The organism is Buchnera aphidicola (Pemphigus obesinymphae) (genome assembly GCF_026122815.1).
Taxonomy (GTDB): Bacteria; Pseudomonadota; Gammaproteobacteria; order Enterobacterales; family Enterobacteriaceae; genus Buchnera_C; species Buchnera_C aphidicola_BJ.
Genome location: NZ_JAIWQW010000008.1, coordinates 1 through 19,200, shown reverse-complemented (window position 1 = coordinate 19,200; position 19,200 = coordinate 1). Strand labels below are relative to the sequence as shown.

At 23.6% G+C, this 19,200-nt stretch carries 16 protein-coding genes; 8 read left to right on the top strand and 8 right to left on the bottom strand.

Annotation, left to right across the window (positions count from 1 at the left end):
- Positions 1–43: 43 nt before the first annotated feature.
- Entirely contained in the window at positions 44–1,033 is a 990-nt protein-coding gene (pgl, locus tag LDP10_RS01950; protein WP_265197061.1) for a 6-phosphogluconolactonase, read from the top strand.
- Between the two features lie 11 nt (positions 1,034–1,044).
- On the opposite strand, the gene bioA is transcribed toward pgl, so the two are convergent.
- A complete protein-coding gene (gene bioA / locus LDP10_RS01945) occupies positions 1,045–2,334 on the bottom strand; it encodes an adenosylmethionine--8-amino-7-oxononanoate transaminase (RefSeq protein WP_265197060.1) in 1,290 nt (429 codons plus the stop codon).
- Positions 2,335–2,419: 85 nt separating this feature from the next.
- On the opposite strand from bioA, the gene bioB reads away from it, so the two are divergent.
- Both bioB and bioD read left to right on the top strand, forming a co-directional pair.
- Positions 2,420–3,484 carry a biotin synthase BioB gene (gene bioB, locus LDP10_RS01940; RefSeq protein ID WP_265197059.1) on the top strand — a complete coding sequence of 355 codons (1,065 nt, stop codon included), beginning with the start codon at positions 2,420–2,422 and terminating at the stop codon, positions 3,482–3,484.
- A gap of 862 nt (positions 3,485–4,346) precedes the next feature.
- On the top strand, positions 4,347–5,021 hold the full coding sequence (gene bioD / locus LDP10_RS01935; RefSeq protein ID WP_265197058.1) for a dethiobiotin synthase: 675 nt from the start codon (positions 4,347–4,349) through the stop codon (positions 5,019–5,021).
- A gap of 99 nt (positions 5,022–5,120) precedes the next feature.
- On the opposite strand, the gene glyA is transcribed toward bioD, so the two are convergent.
- The 3 genes from glyA to rlmN form a co-directional block, all read right to left on the bottom strand.
- Positions 5,121–6,374: a serine hydroxymethyltransferase gene (gene glyA / locus LDP10_RS01930; protein WP_265197057.1), complete on the bottom strand. Its 1,254-nt coding sequence runs from the start codon at positions 6,372–6,374 to the stop codon at positions 5,121–5,123.
- Between the two features lie 255 nt (positions 6,375–6,629).
- Positions 6,630–7,898: a histidine--tRNA ligase gene (gene hisS, locus LDP10_RS01925; RefSeq protein WP_265197056.1), complete on the bottom strand. Its 1,269-nt coding sequence runs from the start codon at positions 7,896–7,898 to the stop codon at positions 6,630–6,632.
- A 979-nt stretch (positions 7,899–8,877) separates the two neighbouring features.
- Complete coding sequence (rlmN, locus tag LDP10_RS01920; protein WP_265197055.1) at positions 8,878–9,960, bottom strand: 23S rRNA (adenine(2503)-C(2))-methyltransferase RlmN; 1,083 nt, start codon at positions 9,958–9,960, stop codon at positions 8,878–8,880.
- A 179-nt stretch (positions 9,961–10,139) separates the two neighbouring features.
- On the opposite strand from rlmN, the gene LDP10_RS01915 reads away from it, so the two are divergent.
- A complete protein-coding gene (locus tag LDP10_RS01915; RefSeq protein WP_265197054.1) occupies positions 10,140–10,934 on the top strand; it encodes an inositol monophosphatase family protein in 795 nt (264 codons plus the stop codon).
- 881 nt (positions 10,935–11,815) lie between these two features.
- Here LDP10_RS01915 and sohB read toward each other — a convergent pair.
- The 4 genes from sohB to LDP10_RS01895 all read right to left on the bottom strand — a co-directional run bounded on the left by sohB (position 11,816) and on the right by LDP10_RS01895 (position 14,791).
- A complete protein-coding gene (sohB, locus tag LDP10_RS01910; protein ID WP_321160496.1) occupies positions 11,816–12,844 on the bottom strand; it encodes a protease SohB in 1,029 nt (342 codons plus the stop codon).
- A gap of 70 nt (positions 12,845–12,914) precedes the next feature.
- Positions 12,915–13,400, bottom strand: coding sequence for a pseudouridine synthase (locus LDP10_RS01905; protein ID WP_265197069.1), 486 nt, complete (start codon positions 13,398–13,400; stop codon positions 12,915–12,917).
- Positions 13,401–13,443: 43 nt separating this feature from the next.
- Positions 13,444–13,656, bottom strand: coding sequence for a S4 domain-containing protein (locus LDP10_RS03570; protein ID WP_265197052.1), 213 nt, complete (start codon positions 13,654–13,656; stop codon positions 13,444–13,446).
- 247 nt (positions 13,657–13,903) lie between these two features.
- On the bottom strand, positions 13,904–14,791 hold the full coding sequence (locus tag LDP10_RS01895) for a DMT family transporter (protein WP_265197051.1): 888 nt from the start codon (positions 14,789–14,791) through the stop codon (positions 13,904–13,906).
- 560 nt (positions 14,792–15,351) lie between these two features.
- Between LDP10_RS01895 and trpD the strand changes: the two genes are divergently transcribed.
- From trpD to trpA, 4 genes are all read left to right on the top strand, one after another.
- A complete protein-coding gene (trpD, locus tag LDP10_RS01890; RefSeq protein ID WP_265197050.1) occupies positions 15,352–16,389 on the top strand; it encodes an anthranilate phosphoribosyltransferase in 1,038 nt (345 codons plus the stop codon).
- Positions 16,352–17,716, top strand: a complete 1,365-nt coding sequence (gene trpCF, locus LDP10_RS01885; protein WP_265197049.1) for a bifunctional indole-3-glycerol-phosphate synthase TrpC/phosphoribosylanthranilate isomerase TrpF — start codon at positions 16,352–16,354, stop codon at positions 17,714–17,716. Before trpD ends, trpCF begins: the two co-directional genes overlap by 38 nt.
- 23 nt (positions 17,717–17,739) lie before the next feature.
- Positions 17,740–18,927, top strand: coding sequence for a tryptophan synthase subunit beta (gene trpB, locus LDP10_RS01880; protein WP_265197048.1), 1,188 nt, complete (start codon positions 17,740–17,742; stop codon positions 18,925–18,927).
- Positions 18,928–19,200: tryptophan synthase subunit alpha (gene trpA, locus LDP10_RS01875; protein WP_265197047.1), on the top strand; the 273-nt coding region annotated here is incomplete at its 3' end.

Below are 19,200 nucleotides of genomic sequence, written 5' to 3'. Positions count from 1 at the left end.
AAAGGCAATTTCATATTAAATTATTATAAAATATAGAGGTTTTATGAAAACTATTATTTATGTTTCTGCTCCAGGAAATAATCAAATACAAGTATTAAAAATTAATCAGAATTTTAATTTAAAAATTATTCAAACATTAGATGTTGATGGAGAAGTTCAACCAATATTTGTATCCGAAAATCGTCTCTATGCAGGTGTTCGACCTAAATTTCAGATAATTACATTTAGCATCAAACACAATGGTACATTAGAAAAAATTGGAGAATCTCCTATTCCAGGTAGTCCTAATTATTTATCTGTAGATAAAAAAAAACGTTTTTTATTTTGCGCTTCTTATAGTAAAGGATGTCTTAGTGTCAGTCCAATAAATAAATCAGGTATTCCTCAAGAGCCAATACAAATATTTAATAATATAGAAGGTTGTCATTATTGTAATATTGATTTTGAAAATAAAGTTTTATTTGTAACATCTCTTAAAAAAAATTGCATTTATCTGTATGATTTAACATGTAATAATTTACCGTTATGTGCAAAATCATATGTATTGAACACGTATCCAGGATCTGGACCAAGGCATATAGATTTTCATCCGAAAAAGAAATACATTTATAGTATTAATGAGTTAAACGGTACGATTGATGTATGGAAACTAAGAAAATATGAAAAAACAATAAAATTTATTCAAAACATAAGTTTATTACAAAGAGAAAAAAATTATACACCTTGGGCTTCTGATATTCATGTACATCCTTCTGGATCTTATTTATATGCATGTGATCGTTCTTCTAGTCTTTTATTAATGTTTAAAATTAATAAAAATAATAATAAATTAAAAAAAATAGGTAGTTTACCTACAGAAAAACAACCAAGATCGTTCTCTATTAGTTCAAATGGTCAATACTTGGTTGTTGCAGGGGAAATATCAAATAGTGTTACATTATATGAAATATCAGATAATTCTTTTTATTTACAAGAGAGGGGGAAAATATCTGTGGCAAAAAGACCAATTTGGATACATATTCACCAATTTTAAAATATAAACATTTAACAAATAAAAAATTTGTCATTATCCAATGCTTTTGCAATAGTATCAATAAGTTGTTTAAGTGAAAGACTATCTATTATGTAGGGTGGTATCAAATATATCAATTTATTAAATGGTCTTATCCAGACTCCATTTTGAACAAAGAAAAATTGAATTTTTTTTATATTTATTGTATAGAAACATTCGACTACACCGATTGCACCTAATACACGAACATCCAATACTTTAGGATGTTGTTGTAACGGTAATAAATTAATTTTTAATATTGACTCAATTTTTAGTACTTGATTTTTCCATTTTTTTTCTTGTAACATTGAAATATTTTCACTAGCAACTGCGCATGCTAAAGGATTACCCATAAAAGTAGGACCATGCATAAAACAATTTGCTTTACTATTGCTGATAATGTGTGCTATTTTTTTTGTTGTAATAGTAGCTGATAAACTGATCATGCCACCAGTAAGAGCTTTACCTATACACAAAATATCAGGAACAATATCAGCATGTTTGTAAGCAAAAAATTTTCCTGTACGTCCAAATCCCGTGGCAATTTCATCTATAATTAATGGAATTTTATAATAATCACATAAATATCTAACTTTTTTTAAATATTTAGGATGATAAAATTTCATACCACCAGCTCCTTGTACTATTGGTTCCAAAATTACAGCTGCAATACTTTCTTTATTTTTTTTAATTAATAAACTGAAAGAATATATATCTTTTTCATCCCAAAATTCTCCAAAATTACATTTGGGTGCATCCGCAAATAAATGTGATGGCAATAAATGATTGTATAAACCATGAATAGAATTGGTAGGATCAGACACAGACATAGCAAAAAAAGTATCACCATGATATCCATTTCTAATTGTTAAAAACGTACATCTTTTTTCACCTAATGCTTGCCAATATTGTAACGACATTTTCATCGCGACTTCGATAGCTACAGAACCTGAATCACATAAAAAAATACATTCTAATTCTTTAGGTGTAATTTCATTTAATTTTCTACATAATAGAACAGCTGAAGGATGTGTGATACCCCCAAACATCACATGAGACATTTTTTTAATTTGATTTTTTAACGATTGATTTAATCTAGGATTATTATATCCATGTATAGCAGACCACCAAGAAGACATTCCATCTATTATTGTTTTTCCATTATTTAACTTTAGATAGATTCCTTTAGCTGATATAATGGGATAACAAGGTATCGGATTACTCATAGAGCTATAAGGATGCCAAATATGTTGCAAATCGAAATATAAATCAGATTTATTCATAATTTGTGTATGTTTTATATAAAATATTTGTTTTTTATATTATAAACTTTTATAAGTATAAGACCATCTAACTTTTGGAGAATATATGAAAAAAATATGGTTTCTTAAAGATATAAAATCGTTATTTGAAAAACCTCTTTTAGAATTAATATTTGAAGCTCAAAATATTCATAGAAAATACTTTGATCCTAATAAAATACAAGTTAGCACTTTACTTTCGATTAAAACAGGAGCTTGTCCAGAAGATTGTAAATATTGCCCTCAAAGTGCTCGATATAAAACTAGTACGAAAACTGAAAAATTATTGGAGATAGATAAAATATTAAAAGCTGCTCATCAAGCGAAAAAATCAGGATCAACTCGTTTTTGTATGGGAGCTGCTTGGAGAAATCCGCATAATCGAGATATGCCTTATTTAGAAAAGATAATAAAAAAAGTGAAAAAATTAGGTTTAGAAACTTGTATGACATTAGGTTCATTAACTGAACAACAAGCGAAAAAATTAGCTGATGCAGGATTAGATTTTTATAATCATAATTTAGATACTTCTGAAAATTTTTATAGTAAAATTGTTACTACTCGAACTTATAAAGAACGTATTAATACTTTAGAAACAGTCAGAAATTCTGGAATGAAAATATGTTCAGGAGGTATTATAGGTCTTGGGGAGAAAATACAAGATAGAATGGAATTATTGTTAAAATTAGCTAATTTACCAACTCCTCCTGAGAGTGTACCTATCAATATGTTAGTTAAAATAAAAGGAACTCCTCTCGAAAATAATATAGAAATTGATGCCTTTGAATTTATACGAATAATATCAATTGCACGTATAATGATGCCACGTTCATATATACGACTTTCTGCTGGGCGTGAAAAAATGAATGAACAAACGCAAGCTATGTGTTTTATGGCTGGTGCTAATTCAATTTTTTATGGTTGTAAATTGCTTACTACTCCGAATCCAGAAGAAACTAAAGATATAAATCTTTTTAACAAATTAGGATTAAATATTCAACAAAAAAATGTAAGTTCTGGGAATAATGTCGAATCAATATCGTTATATGATGAACTATCAGAAATAAGTCATAAAAGATATTATAATGCTGCTATTAAAGAAATAAAAAGAGACAATGTAGTTAAAGAATAAATTTATAAAAATATAGTATAATAATAAATTTCACATCATAATTATTTTGATAATAAATCTATTGAATAAATAAAAAATAAAACATTCAAAAATTGATATATTAAATGTAATTAAATAAATTTAACTCTATAAAAATACGCGTTTTATGTTTTTTAAATAAAAATATAAATTTATGAGTAAATAATTTTAAATAAATTCATTATATGTTGAATAAAAAAACTTTCATTCGATTATTAACAATTAAAATTAAAAATAAAAATATATATTGAAATCTAATTTTATTGATATCTAAAAAAATAATTAGGTATAAAACACCTATATTTAGGCTTAAATAGAATAGATAATGATAGAGAATAATTTTTAATAAAAATTATTCTCTATCTGTTTGATTTATTTAATTAAAATTAATTACGTATCACAATAATATCAATAATATTATTGTGATATTATAAAATATAAATTTGATTTTTAATCATTAATCAAATTATTAATAATATTGATTATAATTAAATTTAATGAATATTGTTATTACAATGCTTATATTTAAAAAATATATTATTTTCCCATATTAAAATATAAATATGGTTATTTTAATAATTTTATTTAATACATATATGTTATATTTTAAATTAAAAATAATTATAAAAATAATATATATGTGAAATATGAAAAACAATTATCAACATTAACATGAGATAGTTATGAATGTTATATTAACTATAAATTTTTATTTATAAAGATTAAGATTATCAATCTTAAAAAAAATTGTTATTAAATCAATAAATATATTAATTTTTGTTTATATGTATGTTTTAAAATAAATCTCTGTAGAAATATAAATTACTTTAGGAGTTATTTAAAAATGAATAATTGTTGGTTTGTTACTGGAACGGATACTAACATAGGAAAAACTATTGCAAGTAGTCTACTGTTAATAAATGCCAAAAAATTAGGATATCGAACAGCTGGTTATAAACCAGTAGCATCCGGTATAAAAAAAAAATATAAGAAATCTCAAAACAATGATGCTTTAATATTTCAAAAGTTAAGTAGTGTTAAACTTGAATATAAAGAAATTAATCCATTTTGTTTTTATGAAAAAGCAGCTCCTCACATTTTGAGTATTAAACATAATATAAAAATTAGCTTTGAAAAATTATCTTTAGGATTGTTTGAATTAAAGAAAAAATCTAATTGGATATTGATAGAAGGTGCTGGTGGTTGGTACACTCCGTTATCTCGTTATATTACTTATGCTGATTGGGTATTTCAAGAAAATTTACCAGTTGTTATGGTGGTAGCTATCAAATTAGGTTGTATTAATCATGCTATTTTAACAAGTCACGCTATTCTAAAATATAATCTAAATTTTTCTGGATGGATAGCTAATAATATTAAACCAAAAGAAAAATTTCATGAAGAAAATATTTTATTTTTAAAAAAAAATTTACAAGCTCCATTCTTAGGAGAAATTCCATATTTTCAAGACATAAAAAAAATTTATACTTGTGAAATTCCACTTACATTACCTAAATAATATTTTAATAAAATATAATCAGAATTGTCATTGATCACTTTTAATATTAAATTTTATATTAATGTAGGATCACCATCCGCAAGATGGTGTTTACAAAGGTTATAAATATACTGGATATTTTTTACATATATTTAAAATATGATCTTTTATTTCTTTTATTTTATTTTTATTTTTAATGTTATTTAGTATCTTTATAATTAAATAGGATAAATTTTTTGCTTCATGTTCTTTGAAACCACGACGAGTAATAGATGGCGTTCCTATCCTTATACCTGAAGTAATGAAAGGATTTTTTTGATCGTTCGGTATACTATTTTTATTTACGGTAATGTTAGCTGAACCTAAAGCTAATTCTGCTTCTTTTCCTGTTATATTTTTATCGGTTAAATCAATTAAAAAAAGATGATTATAAGTATTATTAGATATTATTTTATAACTATGTTTGATGAATGTATTAACCATACATTGTGCATTCTTTAAAACTTGAATTTGATATTTTTTAAAAGATGGTTCCATTGCTTCTTTAAAAGCTATTGCTTTAGCTGCAATTACATGCATTAAAGGCCCTCCTTGAATACCTGGAAATACGGAAGAATCTATTTTACGATATAAATCCGTAGTTCCATTTTTAATTAATATTAAACCACCTCTAGGACCTGCTAAAGTTTTATGAGTTGTTGATGTTACAATGTGTGCATGGTTCAATGGATCAGGATATAATCCCGTAGCGACTAAACCAGCAACATGAGCTATATCAACTAGTAAATAAGCATTAACACTGTCTGCAATATAACGCATTCTCTCCCAATCGCATAATCCAGAATATGCTGAAAATCCACCAATAATAATTTTAGGATTATTTTTTTTTGCTAATTTTTCTAATTGTAAGTAATCAATTTCACCATTTATATCAATACCATATGAAATCGAATTATATAATTTTCCAGAAAAATTTACAGAAGAACCGTGAGTTAAATGTCCTCCGTGGGATAATTCCATCCCTAATATTAAATCTCCTGGTTTCAATAAAGCATGATATACTGCAAAATTAGCTTGAGATCCAGAATGCGGTTGTACATTAGCATAATCAGCATTAAACAATGTTTTTGCTCTTTCTATGGCTAATTCTTCTATTAAATCAACATTATGACATCCTCCATAATATCTTTTTCCAGGATATCCTTCTGCATATTTATTCGTGAGCTGTGAACCTTGCGCAAGCATGACATATGAACTAACATAATTTTCTGAAGCTATTAATTCAATATGATTTTCTTGACGCAATTTTTCTTGTTCTATAAATGTCCAAATATCTGGATCATATTCCGCAATTGTCAAGTTATTTTTTAACATTAATTATCCTGTTTTTAAAAATTATATTTGTTTAAATAACAACATCAATTATATATAATAAAAAATATTTAATAATATTACCATGTAATAATAAAATTGAAGAATTATGAAATTAAGAACGCATATTTCTATTTTATAAAATATATATAAAATATTTTTTTAAAAAATATAAATTTTATGTTGAATTAATAATATAAAAATTTAATGTTTAATTTAATATTTATGTGAATTAAATATATGAGTAAAAATTATATTTTATAATAAAAAAGAAAGTTCATTAATTAATTCAGTTCTTAATACTATTTTTTGTGTTTGATTAGTTAAATCTTTCATTAATACGGATTTTTTTTCTTTTTCTTTAGGCCCTAATAGTAATGCTACTCGAGAATTATGTTTGTTGGCTAAACGAAATTGTTTAGTTATATTGATTTCATGAAAGTTGGTCATTATTTTTAATGCAGGTAATTGATTTCTTATGAATTCACTTAATTTTATCGCATCTAATTTAAAAGAATCATCAAAAATAAGAATATATACATCTATGGAAAAAGGTAAAATTAAAGATGTAACTTCTTTTATCAATAAAATTAAGCGATCCATTCCGACAGCAAAACCAACAGCAGGAACTTTTGGACCACCTAATTGTTCAATTAATTTATCATATCGACCTCCAGCACAAATAGTATTTTGTGAACCTAATTTATTTGTTTTCCATTCAAATACGGTATCATTGTAATAATCTAATCCTCGAATTAAATTATTATTAATAGTGTAAGGGATTCCAATATCAGACATAAAACAACATAATTTTTTAAAAAAAATAGAAGAGTTTTCATCAAGATAATGATACAATTTAGGTCCATTTTTTAATAAAATTTGTATGGATGGATTTTTGCTATCTAAAATTCTAAGGGGATTTGTATCTAAACGTTTTTTAGAATCATCATCCAATTGTGATTTATTTTTTTTTAAAAAATTTATTAAATCTTTTTTATATTTATGTCTAATATTGATAGAACCTATAGAATTAATTTCTAAAATCAAATATTTATCTATACCTAATTTTTTCCAAAAACGGGATGTTAATAAGATCAATTCCATTTCTATATCAGGTCCTTTAAGACCAAACACTTCAACTCCCATTTGATAAAATTGTCGATATCTTCCTTTTTGAGGACGTTCATATCTAAACATAGGACCTAAATACCACAATTTTTGTTCTTTATTATTTAACAATTTATGTTGAATATTTGCTCTAGCACAACTAACAGTACCTTCTGGTCGCAAAGTTATTTTTTTTTTATTACGATCTTCAAAGGAATACATTTCTTTAGTGATTATATCTGTTGTATTACCTATTGTATTGTTAAATAATGTAGCATATTCTAAGATAGGTAAACGAATTTCATTATAACAGTAACTAAATAGAATTTTTTTAAGAATAGTTTCAACATGATTCCAAATCATTATTTCTTTAGGTAAATAATCATGCATGCCTCTTATAGATTCATTTTTTATGTTCATAAAAAATATCTCTTTAATTTTTTAAAATGATTAATGATTTATTGTATGATAAAATATTAATTTTAAAAAAAAACATTATATCATATATAATGATAAAAAAATAAATATAAGTTTTATATATCAATTTAATTTTTTGAATATTTATTTTTTCCATATAATTTTAGATCATATTTTAAATGTTTAAAATACATTATTATTATAAACATTTTATTATTTGTTAATATTAATATATAAAAACTATTTTTATTTAAAAAATTAGATGTTATTTAAATTTTTATGCTACATTAACGTTATTAATTTTATATCAAAAATAGAGAACAAAAAATAGAATTCAATATGCTAGGATCAATATTTTAGTTAAATTCATAAAAAATTAATCTATTTTCTTAGAAAAAAATCTAAAAAACATATTAGAAAAAGCAAATTAGAAAATAAAATATTTTACTTAATAGATAACGATAATTAATAAATTTATATTTGTATATTGACTGTCGATTAAATTTATTTTTTGAATCAAAACTAAATAATTATTCATTTTTTTGCATCATTATGTTTTAAAATTGCTATAAATATCAACGTTATGTTTCGTGATAGTTAATTGAACAAACCCCTTATTTTTTAAATTTTAAAAATATTTTAATTTTAATTTTTAAAATTAAGATTATATATTTTTATATGTTGATTTACTTAAGGAAATAAGTACATATTTTATTCATTTAATACCGATATTTAAAAATTAATAATTAATCAAAAAAATACAAATAAATTATCATTAATTATTTTTTCAACATAGATAAAATCTACTAAATAATTTTAAATTATTATGTTAAATAATTTTTTTTCCATAAAAATTAATTTTATTAATTTATTACATAAAATTATTTTATGTTTATATTCATATATTAATACATATTTTAAATTAAATTAATATTTCGATTTGAAAATTTATCTTTTTTTGATTTGTAAAGCTATTTTTGGATTAAACAATTTTACCAATTAGCTGCCCACAAGCTGCATTAATATCTGTTCCTCTATTTTTTCTAATAATGGTAAAAAATCCTTTTTTCGTCAAGATTGAAGCAAATTTTTCTATTCTTTTAGGATGGCTACTTTTATAAATAGAGTTTGGGAAAACATTCCAAGGAATTAAATTAATTTTGCTCGGTGTTTCTTTTAAAAGCAAGGCTAATTCTTCAGCATGAATAATTTCATCATTAACATGATCTAACATAACGTATTCTATTGTAACACCTCCTCGATTTGCTTTAGATACACTTAAATAACGATTAACTGCACGTAATAGATTTTGAATATTATATTTTTTATTAATTGACATTATTTGATTACGAATCAAATCGTTAGGAGCATGAAGAGAAACAGCTAAATTTACATCAATCATACTACTTAATTTATTTAAAGCTGGTACTATACCTGCTGTAGATATAGTAACTTTATTTTTTGATATGTTAAAACCAAAATTGTTTAATATAATTTTTAATGAATTTACTACATTTTTTAAATTTAATAAAGGTTCTCCCATTCCCATGAAAACTATATTAGTAACAGGACGTTTTTTTTTAGATTGATTAAAACGTATTCTTCTGATAGCATTCCATATCTGACCAACTATTTCTGAAACTTTTAAATTACCTCTAAATTTAATTTGTCCGGTAGAACAAAATTTACATCCCAAAATACATCCTATTTGAGTAGAGACACACAATGTAGAACGATTTTTTTCAGGAATGTAAACTGTTTCTATTAAATTGTTATTTACTGCTGCTTTCCATTTTATAGTACCATCAACAGACAAATTTTCTTCTACAAAGCGGGGAGCTTTAATAACGCATATATTTTTTAATTTTTTTCTTAAAACTTTACTAATATTAGTCATTTTATCAAAATCATCACAGTATTCACGATAAATCCAATTCATCATCTGATCTGCACAAAATTTTTTTTCTCCAATAGAAAGAAAAAAATTACACATTTTATGATAATGTAAATTTAATAAATTAATTTTATTATCAATATTCTCAAATTGATGTAAATTGTTATCCATATTATATTTCCCATTTTTTACATAAGTAAAATTTATTTTTTTATAAAATGTTGAATTAATCAATATCAATTATTTAATTTTTTCTTAAAAATAAACGTTATAAAAATTTATTCGATAATGTTAACATTTAATATGTTATCATTATATTTATGTTTTTTTTTATCAAAAAAGTAGAAAAAATGTATCCTATGCTAAATATTGCAGTACGTGCTGCTAGAAAAGGTGGAAGTATAATAATTCAAAAATATGATACCCAAAAAAATTTTGTAGCAAACAAAAAAAATCATAAAGAGAACACAATGAGTAAGATTGTACAAACTACTCACAAAATAATGACAGACATTATTTATAAAGCATATCCTAATCATTTCATTTGTACTACAAAATATAACAACTCTTTTAAAGAAAACCATGTTACATGGATTATTAATCCCTTGGATGGACTCAATAATTTTGAAAAAAAATTTCCACACTTTTGTCTTTCAATATCCATTATTATTAAAAATAAAACTGTAATATCTGTGATATATGATCCTCTAAAAAATGAACTTTTTACCGCTATTAGAGGACAAGGAGCTCAATTGAATGGTTATCGAATGAGATGTTCAGATGTAAATTCTTTAAGTAACAGTAAAATAGGAATGAATTTTTTTATGAAAGAACAAAATGAAAAAAAAAATTATTTTAAAACAATAGAATTATTACTTTCGAAAAGTATACGTTTTATATCTTCTGGTTCTAGCGTACTGGATTTAGCTTATCTAGCAGCAGGTAGATTAGATGGTGTATGTAATTTTTCTTTTAAACCACGGAATATTATATCTGGAGAATTACAAATTAGAGAATCAGGAGGTATTGTTAGTGAATTAACAGGAAAATGTTTTAATTATTTTAATTCAACATCATTGGTAAGCGGAAATTCTAAATTTTTAAGAGCACTTCTATCAGAAATTAGAAAAAAAGACAATATATGATTAAAATACATTTTATTAAATTTAACGTATTTTTAAAACATATTTAACATTTATTAACATACCATTATTATATATAACATATATAATCAATTATAAATTAAAAATTTACTCTAATTTTAATATCGCATCTATACTTTATATTATACCAAATTTTTCTTTTTTTAAAATAAATTAATTCTAAATAATATCTAAACGACCGGAGAAAACATCTATATAGTTTAATTTTTATTGAATATATGTTCAATAAAAATGAACTATTTTTTCATAAAACGTTCTCTTATAAAAAATAAAAATACTGTTATAAATTTCATATAAAATTTACACAGATTTTATATTTTTTATATTTGATAAATAATTAAAATCATTTTAAAAAATATATATTTTAAATTTATTTTTATTCATTTTTAAAATTATATTTTATAAATATAGAATTATCACTGATATAAAAAATATTTGTTTTAATAATTTAATTATTTATGTTAATATTTTACAATTTTTTAATAAAAAAATTTTTTTTAATCTGTCTTCCTTAGTTTTATACATTTTAATATAAATGAGATTTAATCTATAAAATAACATATTTAGTGATCTAATTTTTACTATAAATACTGATTTTTATAAATAATTTCCTTTTGTTCATAAAAAATGAACGTACATCGTTTTTTATTTATCTAAATTAATATATATATTAATATAATTCGTTTTTTTAATTCTCATTAAATATAATTTTAGTAAATACTAGTTGATAATCAATCTAGTCAATTTAGCATTAATAAAGATTAACTATGTATATAAAATTATATTTTTTAAATTTTATAATTTTTAATATTTTATATTAAATCAATTTTAATGTAATAAACCTTAAAATTAATATAAAAATATTATTTATTGACAATCATTGAAAACACATTTTTCACGATATTGTTAATAATATCACCTATAATATTTTTTTTTGATACATATTTTATTTCTAATAAAGTAAACGTATTTTTTTTTGAAATTAAAAAATCATCACTATTATCAATACTATCTACAAGATTTTTTTTTAACGCAAGAGAGCCAAACCAATACTCTCCTGTAGCAACAGAATCAATATTTAAAGACGGTCTCATTTCTTGAATGAATTTTTTAAAGAGATTATAAGTGATATCTAATTCACTGCAAAATTTTTCTCGTGATTCTTGAGTATTTTTGCCAAATAAAGTTAAAGTACGTTTGTATTTTCCCGCTGTATGTAATTCTACGTCAATATTATTATTTTTTAATATTCTATTAAAATTAGGAATTTGTGCAACAACTCCAATAGATCCAATAATAGAAAATGGAGCAGCTATAATATGGTCAGCAACACTAGCCATCATGTATCCTCCACTGGCAGCAATTTTATCTATTGCAATGGTTAAGTAAATTCCTTTTTGACGTAATCTTTGCAATTGAAAAGCAGCAAAACCATAACCATGCACAATTCCACCAGAACTTTCCAATCTTAATAATACTTCATCATTTTTTTCTGCAACTGTAAGAATAGCAGATATTTCTTCTCTTAAATTGCTAACTGCACTTGCATTCACATCTCCTTTAAAATTTAAAATATATAATGTTGGCATTTTTTTTTCTAAATACATTTTTTTATTTGCAATATATTTTTTTTTATTGTTTATCATTTCTTTTTTTTGTTTTTTTTTATTGTTTTGATACCATATTTTTTTTTCATAAGGTGTCATTTTTAAAAAAAGTATATTTTTTTTTATATCTTCATATTTTTCCCCTAATAAAGTGAATTTAAAATCTCCTTTCTCTTGATTTCTACGATGTAACATACGCGTAAAAAAAATCATAATAGTTAATATTGTCACTAATACAGTAATATTTTTTGCTAAAAAAAGTCCATAATTCAAGATAAAATTCATATATTCTACACTTATATTATATTTTAATATGTTTTTTATGTTATAAAAACATAATTTTAAATTTTAAAAATTAATTATATTTTAATTGAATTAAATTATACAAATCATTAACTAAATTTTCCTTAAGATACATCCATGATCCAGGAGATAAATGTGGAGGTAAAATAATATTTGCATAACTAATACGAATTAGTTTATTAACTTGAACTCCAACTTTTTCCCATATTCTTCTTACCTCACGATTTCTACCTTCTGTTAAAGATACTATAAACCATTTATTTTTAGCATTATTAGATTTTAATTCAATAGTTTTAAAAACTGCATATCCATCTTTAAGATATACTCCTAATTTTAATCGATTTATTTTTTTATCATCTATATTTCCGAATATACGAACTGCATATTTTCTTACAATATTAAATTTTGGATGCATAAGACGATAAGCTAATTCCCCATCAGTTGTAAATAAGAGTAAACCGCAACTATTTAAATCCAATCTACCTACCATGATCCATTTAGTATTTTTTAATACTGGTAATGTTTCAAAAACTGTAATACGATTTTTAGGATCATTATGAGTACAAATATAACCTTCTGGTTTATAATAAATTAGTATACGCGGTTTTTTTTTTACTAAACAAAAAAAAATTTTTATGAATATTTAACGATTGAATATTTTTTTTAAAAAATCGTTGACCAATCTTAACTTTTTCTCCATTAACAAAAATAAGATTAGATTTAATCATTTTTTCGATATGACGACGAGATCCATAACCTGAATTAGCCAATATTTTTTGTATTTTTTCATTCATATTTAACTCATTAATTAAAAGTGATATTAACAACATTATTTTAAAATAGAATTTTTATATATTGAATTTAAAATCAAAGTATTAACAATATTATTAAAAAATATTTTTTATAAAATTTTGAAAAGTAAAATATTTAACTAATGCATTTTTACGAAAAATTAACATTTAATTAATTTTAATTTCAATCAACATAAATTCTATATCGTATATAATATTAATTTAACAAATTATATTAAAAATAATAATTTTAAATATTATTTTTCATTTTACTCGGAATCAAAGTTAACAATATACCAAACATTAATGGAATTGTTAATAATAATTGATTAATAGGAACGCTACATTCAAAAATATAATAATCTAAAATAGTAGCAATAAATGGAAAAACTAAAAATACAATAGAAGCATGAAAAGAATTCACTTTTTTTTGTAAATAAAAATAAGATAATATACCACATATTCCAGAGAAATCTCCTAAATAAATTACTGCTAAAATTGACATTTTTGAAAAATTATTAATAACTGGATGTTCAAAAAACCAAGCTAAAATTAATAAAATTACACCAGATATTAACGAAGGTAATGCATTAAATGTCAAGACAGACACGTTATAAGATTTCTTTTTACATTTTACGTACATGATAGCATGACTAATTACTGCTAATATCAATGCAACAATTCCTTTAAATTGACAATCATGTATAATGCACACTGCATTAAATAAAATAAAAATAAGAATGATTATAGCTATCGTTAATCCTATTTTTTGTAAAAAAAATATTTTTTTTTTCAATAAAAAAAAAGAAGTAATTAAAATAAAAATAGGCATATTTGAAAAAATTATAGAAGACACATATGCATTAACGTATAATCCACCATATAACATCAATGAAAATGGAATAGAAAAATAAAATATACAAATAAAAAATTGAAAATATCTCTCCCCTGGAGGGAAGAGTAACGGTTTATTACTGTAGTAAGCCATAATAATTAATAAAGGTGCCGCCAATAAAAAACGCATTCCTGTAGCAAAAAAAGGAGGAATAGTATCTATGACAATCTTCATTGCTACCCAAGTAGTACCCCACGTGATAGAAACTAAAAAAAATAATGTTATTATTATAATATTTCTCATAGAAGTATCTCTAATTAATAAAAATATATATTTTATAAAAATAGAAGAATACTTCTATTCATTATTAAACTTATAATATATTTGCTTAATAAGAATAATTTTATTAATCTAAAAATATATATTAAAAATAGTTTTTTTGACATAGTAATCACTATGTAATACTGTAGAAAATAAATTCTATCATTATAAAATGAAATTTAAATAATCTTATATTAATAAAAATCAATAAAAAATTGATAGATTAAATTACGATATGGGTAATTAAAAATAAGAAATTATTTTAATTACTCAATATATCATAAATAGATATTTATATATATATTCAATATAATTGTAATTATTATAAACGAATATGTAAAATATAAATCAATTGAAATAAATATATTATATGAAAATAATTATAAGATACATATTTTATATATATTAAATTTAAAATACATAAATTACAATTAATCTAATATATCAATATTCCAAAAATTTTATGTATAAATAAATTTTATTTTATTTTAAAAAAATTTTATTTCTATTCTCAATATAGTATATTAATGCAGGATATTAATATGGAAAAAATTTTAAAAAAAATATATGAGTCAAAGTTATTAAGTAATATAGAAAGTTATATTTTGTTTAAAAATATCATTAAAAAAAAAATAAATAATGTTCAATTAGCATCTTTATTAATTGCTATTAAAATAAGAGGAGAATCATCAGATGAAATATCTGGAGCCATACGTGCATGTTTAGAAGAAATAGATTTTCCTGTCAAACCCAATTATGATTTTTCTGACATAGTTGGCACTGGTGGAGATAAAAATAACACCATTAATATATCAACTGTAAGCGCTATTGTTGCTGCAACATGCGGATTAAAAATTGCAAAACATTGTAATTCTAAAATATCTAGTCGATCCGGTTCATCAGATGTATTAGATAAATTAGGTATTAATTATACTCTATCATCTGAACAATCATATAAAATGTTAGATGAATTTAACATTTGTTTTTTATTTGCACCGCAATATCATACCGTGTTTAAAAATGCCATAAGAGTGAGAAAAACATTACAAACAAAAACTTTATTTAATATTTTAGGTCCTTTGCTCAATCCATTTAAACCTCCATTAACGGTGATTGGTGTCTACAATAAACCACTCGTTTCAACTATGATAAAAACGTTAAGAAAACTAGACTATAAACGTGCTATTGTATTACACAGTGGTGGCAACGACGAAATAATGTTATTTGGAAATACATATATATCTGAATTAAATAACAAAAAAATTATTTCATATGAAATATCAGCTAAAGATTTTGGATTACATTCTCATTCACAAAACGCATTAAAAGGCGGTTCTTCGAAAGAAAACTGTGATATTATAAAAAAAATATTGCAAGGACGTGGTAATTTAGCACATGAAGAAACGATAGCAGCAAATGTAGCAATATTATTAAAAATATTTGGACATGAAAATATAAAAGAAAATGCACAGTATGCATTGGAAATTATTCGTAGTGGAAAAGCGTATAAAAAATTAATATCCCTTATTAATTGGAAAAATTATGCAAAATACAATATTGCAAGAAATTGTAAAAGATAAATTTATTTGGTTAAATATACATAAAAAAAAACAACCATTAAAAGATTTTAAAAAAAAAATACAAAAAACTGATAGAAATTTTTATCAATCATTAAACAATATTCGTCCATTTTTTATTTTAGAATGTAAAAAATCTTCTCCTTCGTCAGGAATAATCAGGGAAAAATTTAATCTTATTGACATTTGTCATATTTATAAAAAATATGCTTCTGTAATTTCTGTGTTAACTGATGAACAATATTTTAATGGAAAATTAGAATTTATATCAATAGTTCGATCAATGGTTTCTCAACCTGTATTATGTAAAGATTTTTTTATTGATCCGTATCAAGTATATTTAGCCCGTTATTATCAAGCTGATGCCATTTTGCTAATGTTATCTATTTTAGATAATGAACAATATAAAATTCTTTCTAAAATTGCAACAGATATGAACATGGGAATAATTACCGAAGTAAACAATGAAATAGAATTAAATCGTGCAATTTTGTTAAATGCAAAAGTCATTGGCATTAATAATCGAAATTTACACGATTTTTCAATAGATCTTAATCGAACTAGATCCATTGCTCCTTTAGTACCAAAAAATATAAAAATTATCAGCGAATCAGGAATTTGTAATTATTCTCAAGTTCGTAACTTAAGCAAATTAGTGCATGGATTTTTAATTGGTTCATCATTAATGAAACAAAAAAATTTAGACATAGCCATTCGTAGAATTATTATGGGTGACAATAAAGTTTGTGGGTTAACTAGAGGAAAAGATGCAGAAATATCAAAAAAAAATGGAGCTATTTACGGTGGATTAATTTTTGTGAAAAGTTCTCGACGTTATGTTCGAGAAAGTATAGCTATTAAAATTATCGGTACAGCCAATTTATATTATGTTGGAGTTTTTAGAAATGAAAATATACGTTATATTGTATCTATATCTACATTATTAAATTTAAAAGCTGTACAGTTACATGGGAATGAAGATCAAAATTATATTAATAAACTTCGAGATCAATTACCTTATGAAATAAAAATATGGAAATCATGTAGTATTAAAAATGTTGTGCCTAATTATAGTTTCAAAAATATTAGTTATTATATATTCGATAATTTAGAAGGAGGCAGTGGAAAAAGCTTCAATTGGTCAATATTGGCAAATTGCAATCTCAGTAACGTCATTTTAGCTGGTGGATTAAATTCTAAAAATTGTGTCTATGCTTCTCAATTAGGTTGTGCTGGATTAGATTTTAATTCAGGTATAGAAGATAATTTCGGGAAAAAAGATCCTAAAAAAATATTTTCTGTTTTTCATTCTTTAAGAAATTATTCTTAATAAAAATTTAAGAGAAATAAAATATGTCTTTATTAAATCCTTATTTCGGTGAATTTGGCGGTATGTACGTTCCTCAAATACTAATGCCTGCATTATACGAGTTAGAAAAAGCATTTATAGATTCTAGTCATGATCCTATTTTTAAAACTACTTTAAACAATTTATTAAAAAATTACGCAGGTAGACCAACTGCTCTTACTTTATGTAAAAATTTAACAAAAGGAACTAAAACACGTCTTTATTTAAAAAGAGAAGATTTATTACACGGAGGAGCTCATAAAACTAATCAAGTTTTAGGACAAGCCTTATTAGCAATAAAAATGAAAAAAAAAGAAATTATTGCAGAAACAGGAGCTGGTCAACATGGAGTAGCTGCAGCTATGTCATCTGCTTTATTAGGTTTAAAATGCAGAATATATATGGGCAAAAAGGATTATCAAAGACAGTCTCCAAACGTATTTCGAATGAAATTAATGGGAGCGAAAGTAATACCGGTAACGAATGGTTCCGAAACTTTAAAAGATGCTTGTAACGAATCTTTACGTGATTTTGCTGAAAATTATCCGAAAGCACATTATATGATAGGAACTGCTGCTGGACCTCATCCTTATCCTACCATAGTAAAAAAATTTCAAAGTATCATAGGAAAAGAAACGAAAAATCAAATTTTAAGAGAAGAGGGAAGATTACCAAATGCAATTATTGCGTGTGTTGGAGGAGGATCAAACGCCATTGGTATATTTTCTAGTTTTATTCATGAAAAAAAAGTTAATTTAATAGGAGTAGAAGCAGCAGGAAAAGGAATTGAAACAGATCAACATGGAGCTGCTTTAAAATTAGGTAGAATAGGAATATATTTTGGTATGAAAGCTCCTTTGATTCAAACAAAAGAAGGTCAAATTAAAGAATCATGGTCTATTTCTGCTGGATTAGATTTTCCTTCAGTAGGTCCTGAACACGCATGGTTAAAAAATGTCGGTCGTGCGAAATATGTCTCTATCACAGATCAAGAAGCACTAACAGCTTTCCAAACTTTATCTGAAAAAGAAGGTATTATACCAGCTTTAGAATCCGCACATGCTTTGGGTTATGCCTTAAAATTAATTAAAAGAAATCCTAACAAAGAACAATTGTTAATTGTAAATCTTTCAGGTCGTGGTGATAAAGATATTTTTACTGTCAGTAATATTTTAGAAAAGGAGAAATGTTAAGTGAATCGTTATCAAATACTATTTGATAAATTAAATTTTAAAAAAGAAGGTTGTTTTATACCTTTTGTTACGTTAGGAGATCCTTCTCCAGAAATATCATTAAAAATAATAGAAACATTAATTAAAAATGGTGCTGATGCTTTGGAATTAGGTATTCCGTTTTCAGATCCGGTAGCAGATGGTATTATTATACAAAAAGCGAATTTAAGAGCATTATCTTCTGGCATCACATTAAAAAAATGTTTTGAAATGTTATCTATTATAAGAAATAGA

What these genes read in the sequence shown, in the direction of transcription:
- LDP10_RS01915 (WP_265197054.1), top strand. Translation starts at nt 10,140, where the DNA reads ATGTATCCTATGCTAAATATTGCAGTACGTGCTGCTAGAAAAGGTGGA.
- rlmN (WP_265197055.1), bottom strand. Translation starts at nt 9,960, where the DNA reads ATGGATAACAATTTACATCAATTTGAGAATATTGATAATAAAATTAAT.
- bioA (WP_265197060.1), bottom strand. Translation starts at nt 2,334, where the DNA reads ATGAATAAATCTGATTTATATTTCGATTTGCAACATATTTGGCATCCT.
- trpB (WP_265197048.1), top strand. Translation starts at nt 17,740, where the DNA reads ATGTCTTTATTAAATCCTTATTTCGGTGAATTTGGCGGTATGTACGTT.
- bioD (WP_265197058.1), top strand. Translation starts at nt 4,347, where the DNA reads ATGAATAATTGTTGGTTTGTTACTGGAACGGATACTAACATAGGAAAA.
- trpD (WP_265197050.1), top strand. Translation starts at nt 15,352, where the DNA reads ATGGAAAAAATTTTAAAAAAAATATATGAGTCAAAGTTATTAAGTAAT.
- glyA (WP_265197057.1), bottom strand. Translation starts at nt 6,374, where the DNA reads ATGTTAAAAAATAACTTGACAATTGCGGAATATGATCCAGATATTTGG.
- LDP10_RS01895 (WP_265197051.1), bottom strand. Translation starts at nt 14,791, where the DNA reads ATGAGAAATATTATAATAATAACATTATTTTTTTTAGTTTCTATCACG.
- LDP10_RS03570 (WP_265197052.1), bottom strand. Translation starts at nt 13,656, where the DNA reads ATGAATGAAAAAATACAAAAAATATTGGCTAATTCAGGTTATGGATCT.
- sohB (WP_321160496.1), bottom strand. Translation starts at nt 12,844, where the DNA reads ATGAATTTTATCTTGAATTATGGACTTTTTTTAGCAAAAAATATTACT.
- hisS (WP_265197056.1), bottom strand. Translation starts at nt 7,898, where the DNA reads ATGAACATAAAAAATGAATCTATAAGAGGCATGCATGATTATTTACCT.
- pgl (WP_265197061.1), top strand. Translation starts at nt 44, where the DNA reads ATGAAAACTATTATTTATGTTTCTGCTCCAGGAAATAATCAAATACAA.
- trpCF (WP_265197049.1), top strand. Translation starts at nt 16,352, where the DNA reads ATGCAAAATACAATATTGCAAGAAATTGTAAAAGATAAATTTATTTGG.
- bioB (WP_265197059.1), top strand. Translation starts at nt 2,420, where the DNA reads ATGAAAAAAATATGGTTTCTTAAAGATATAAAATCGTTATTTGAAAAA.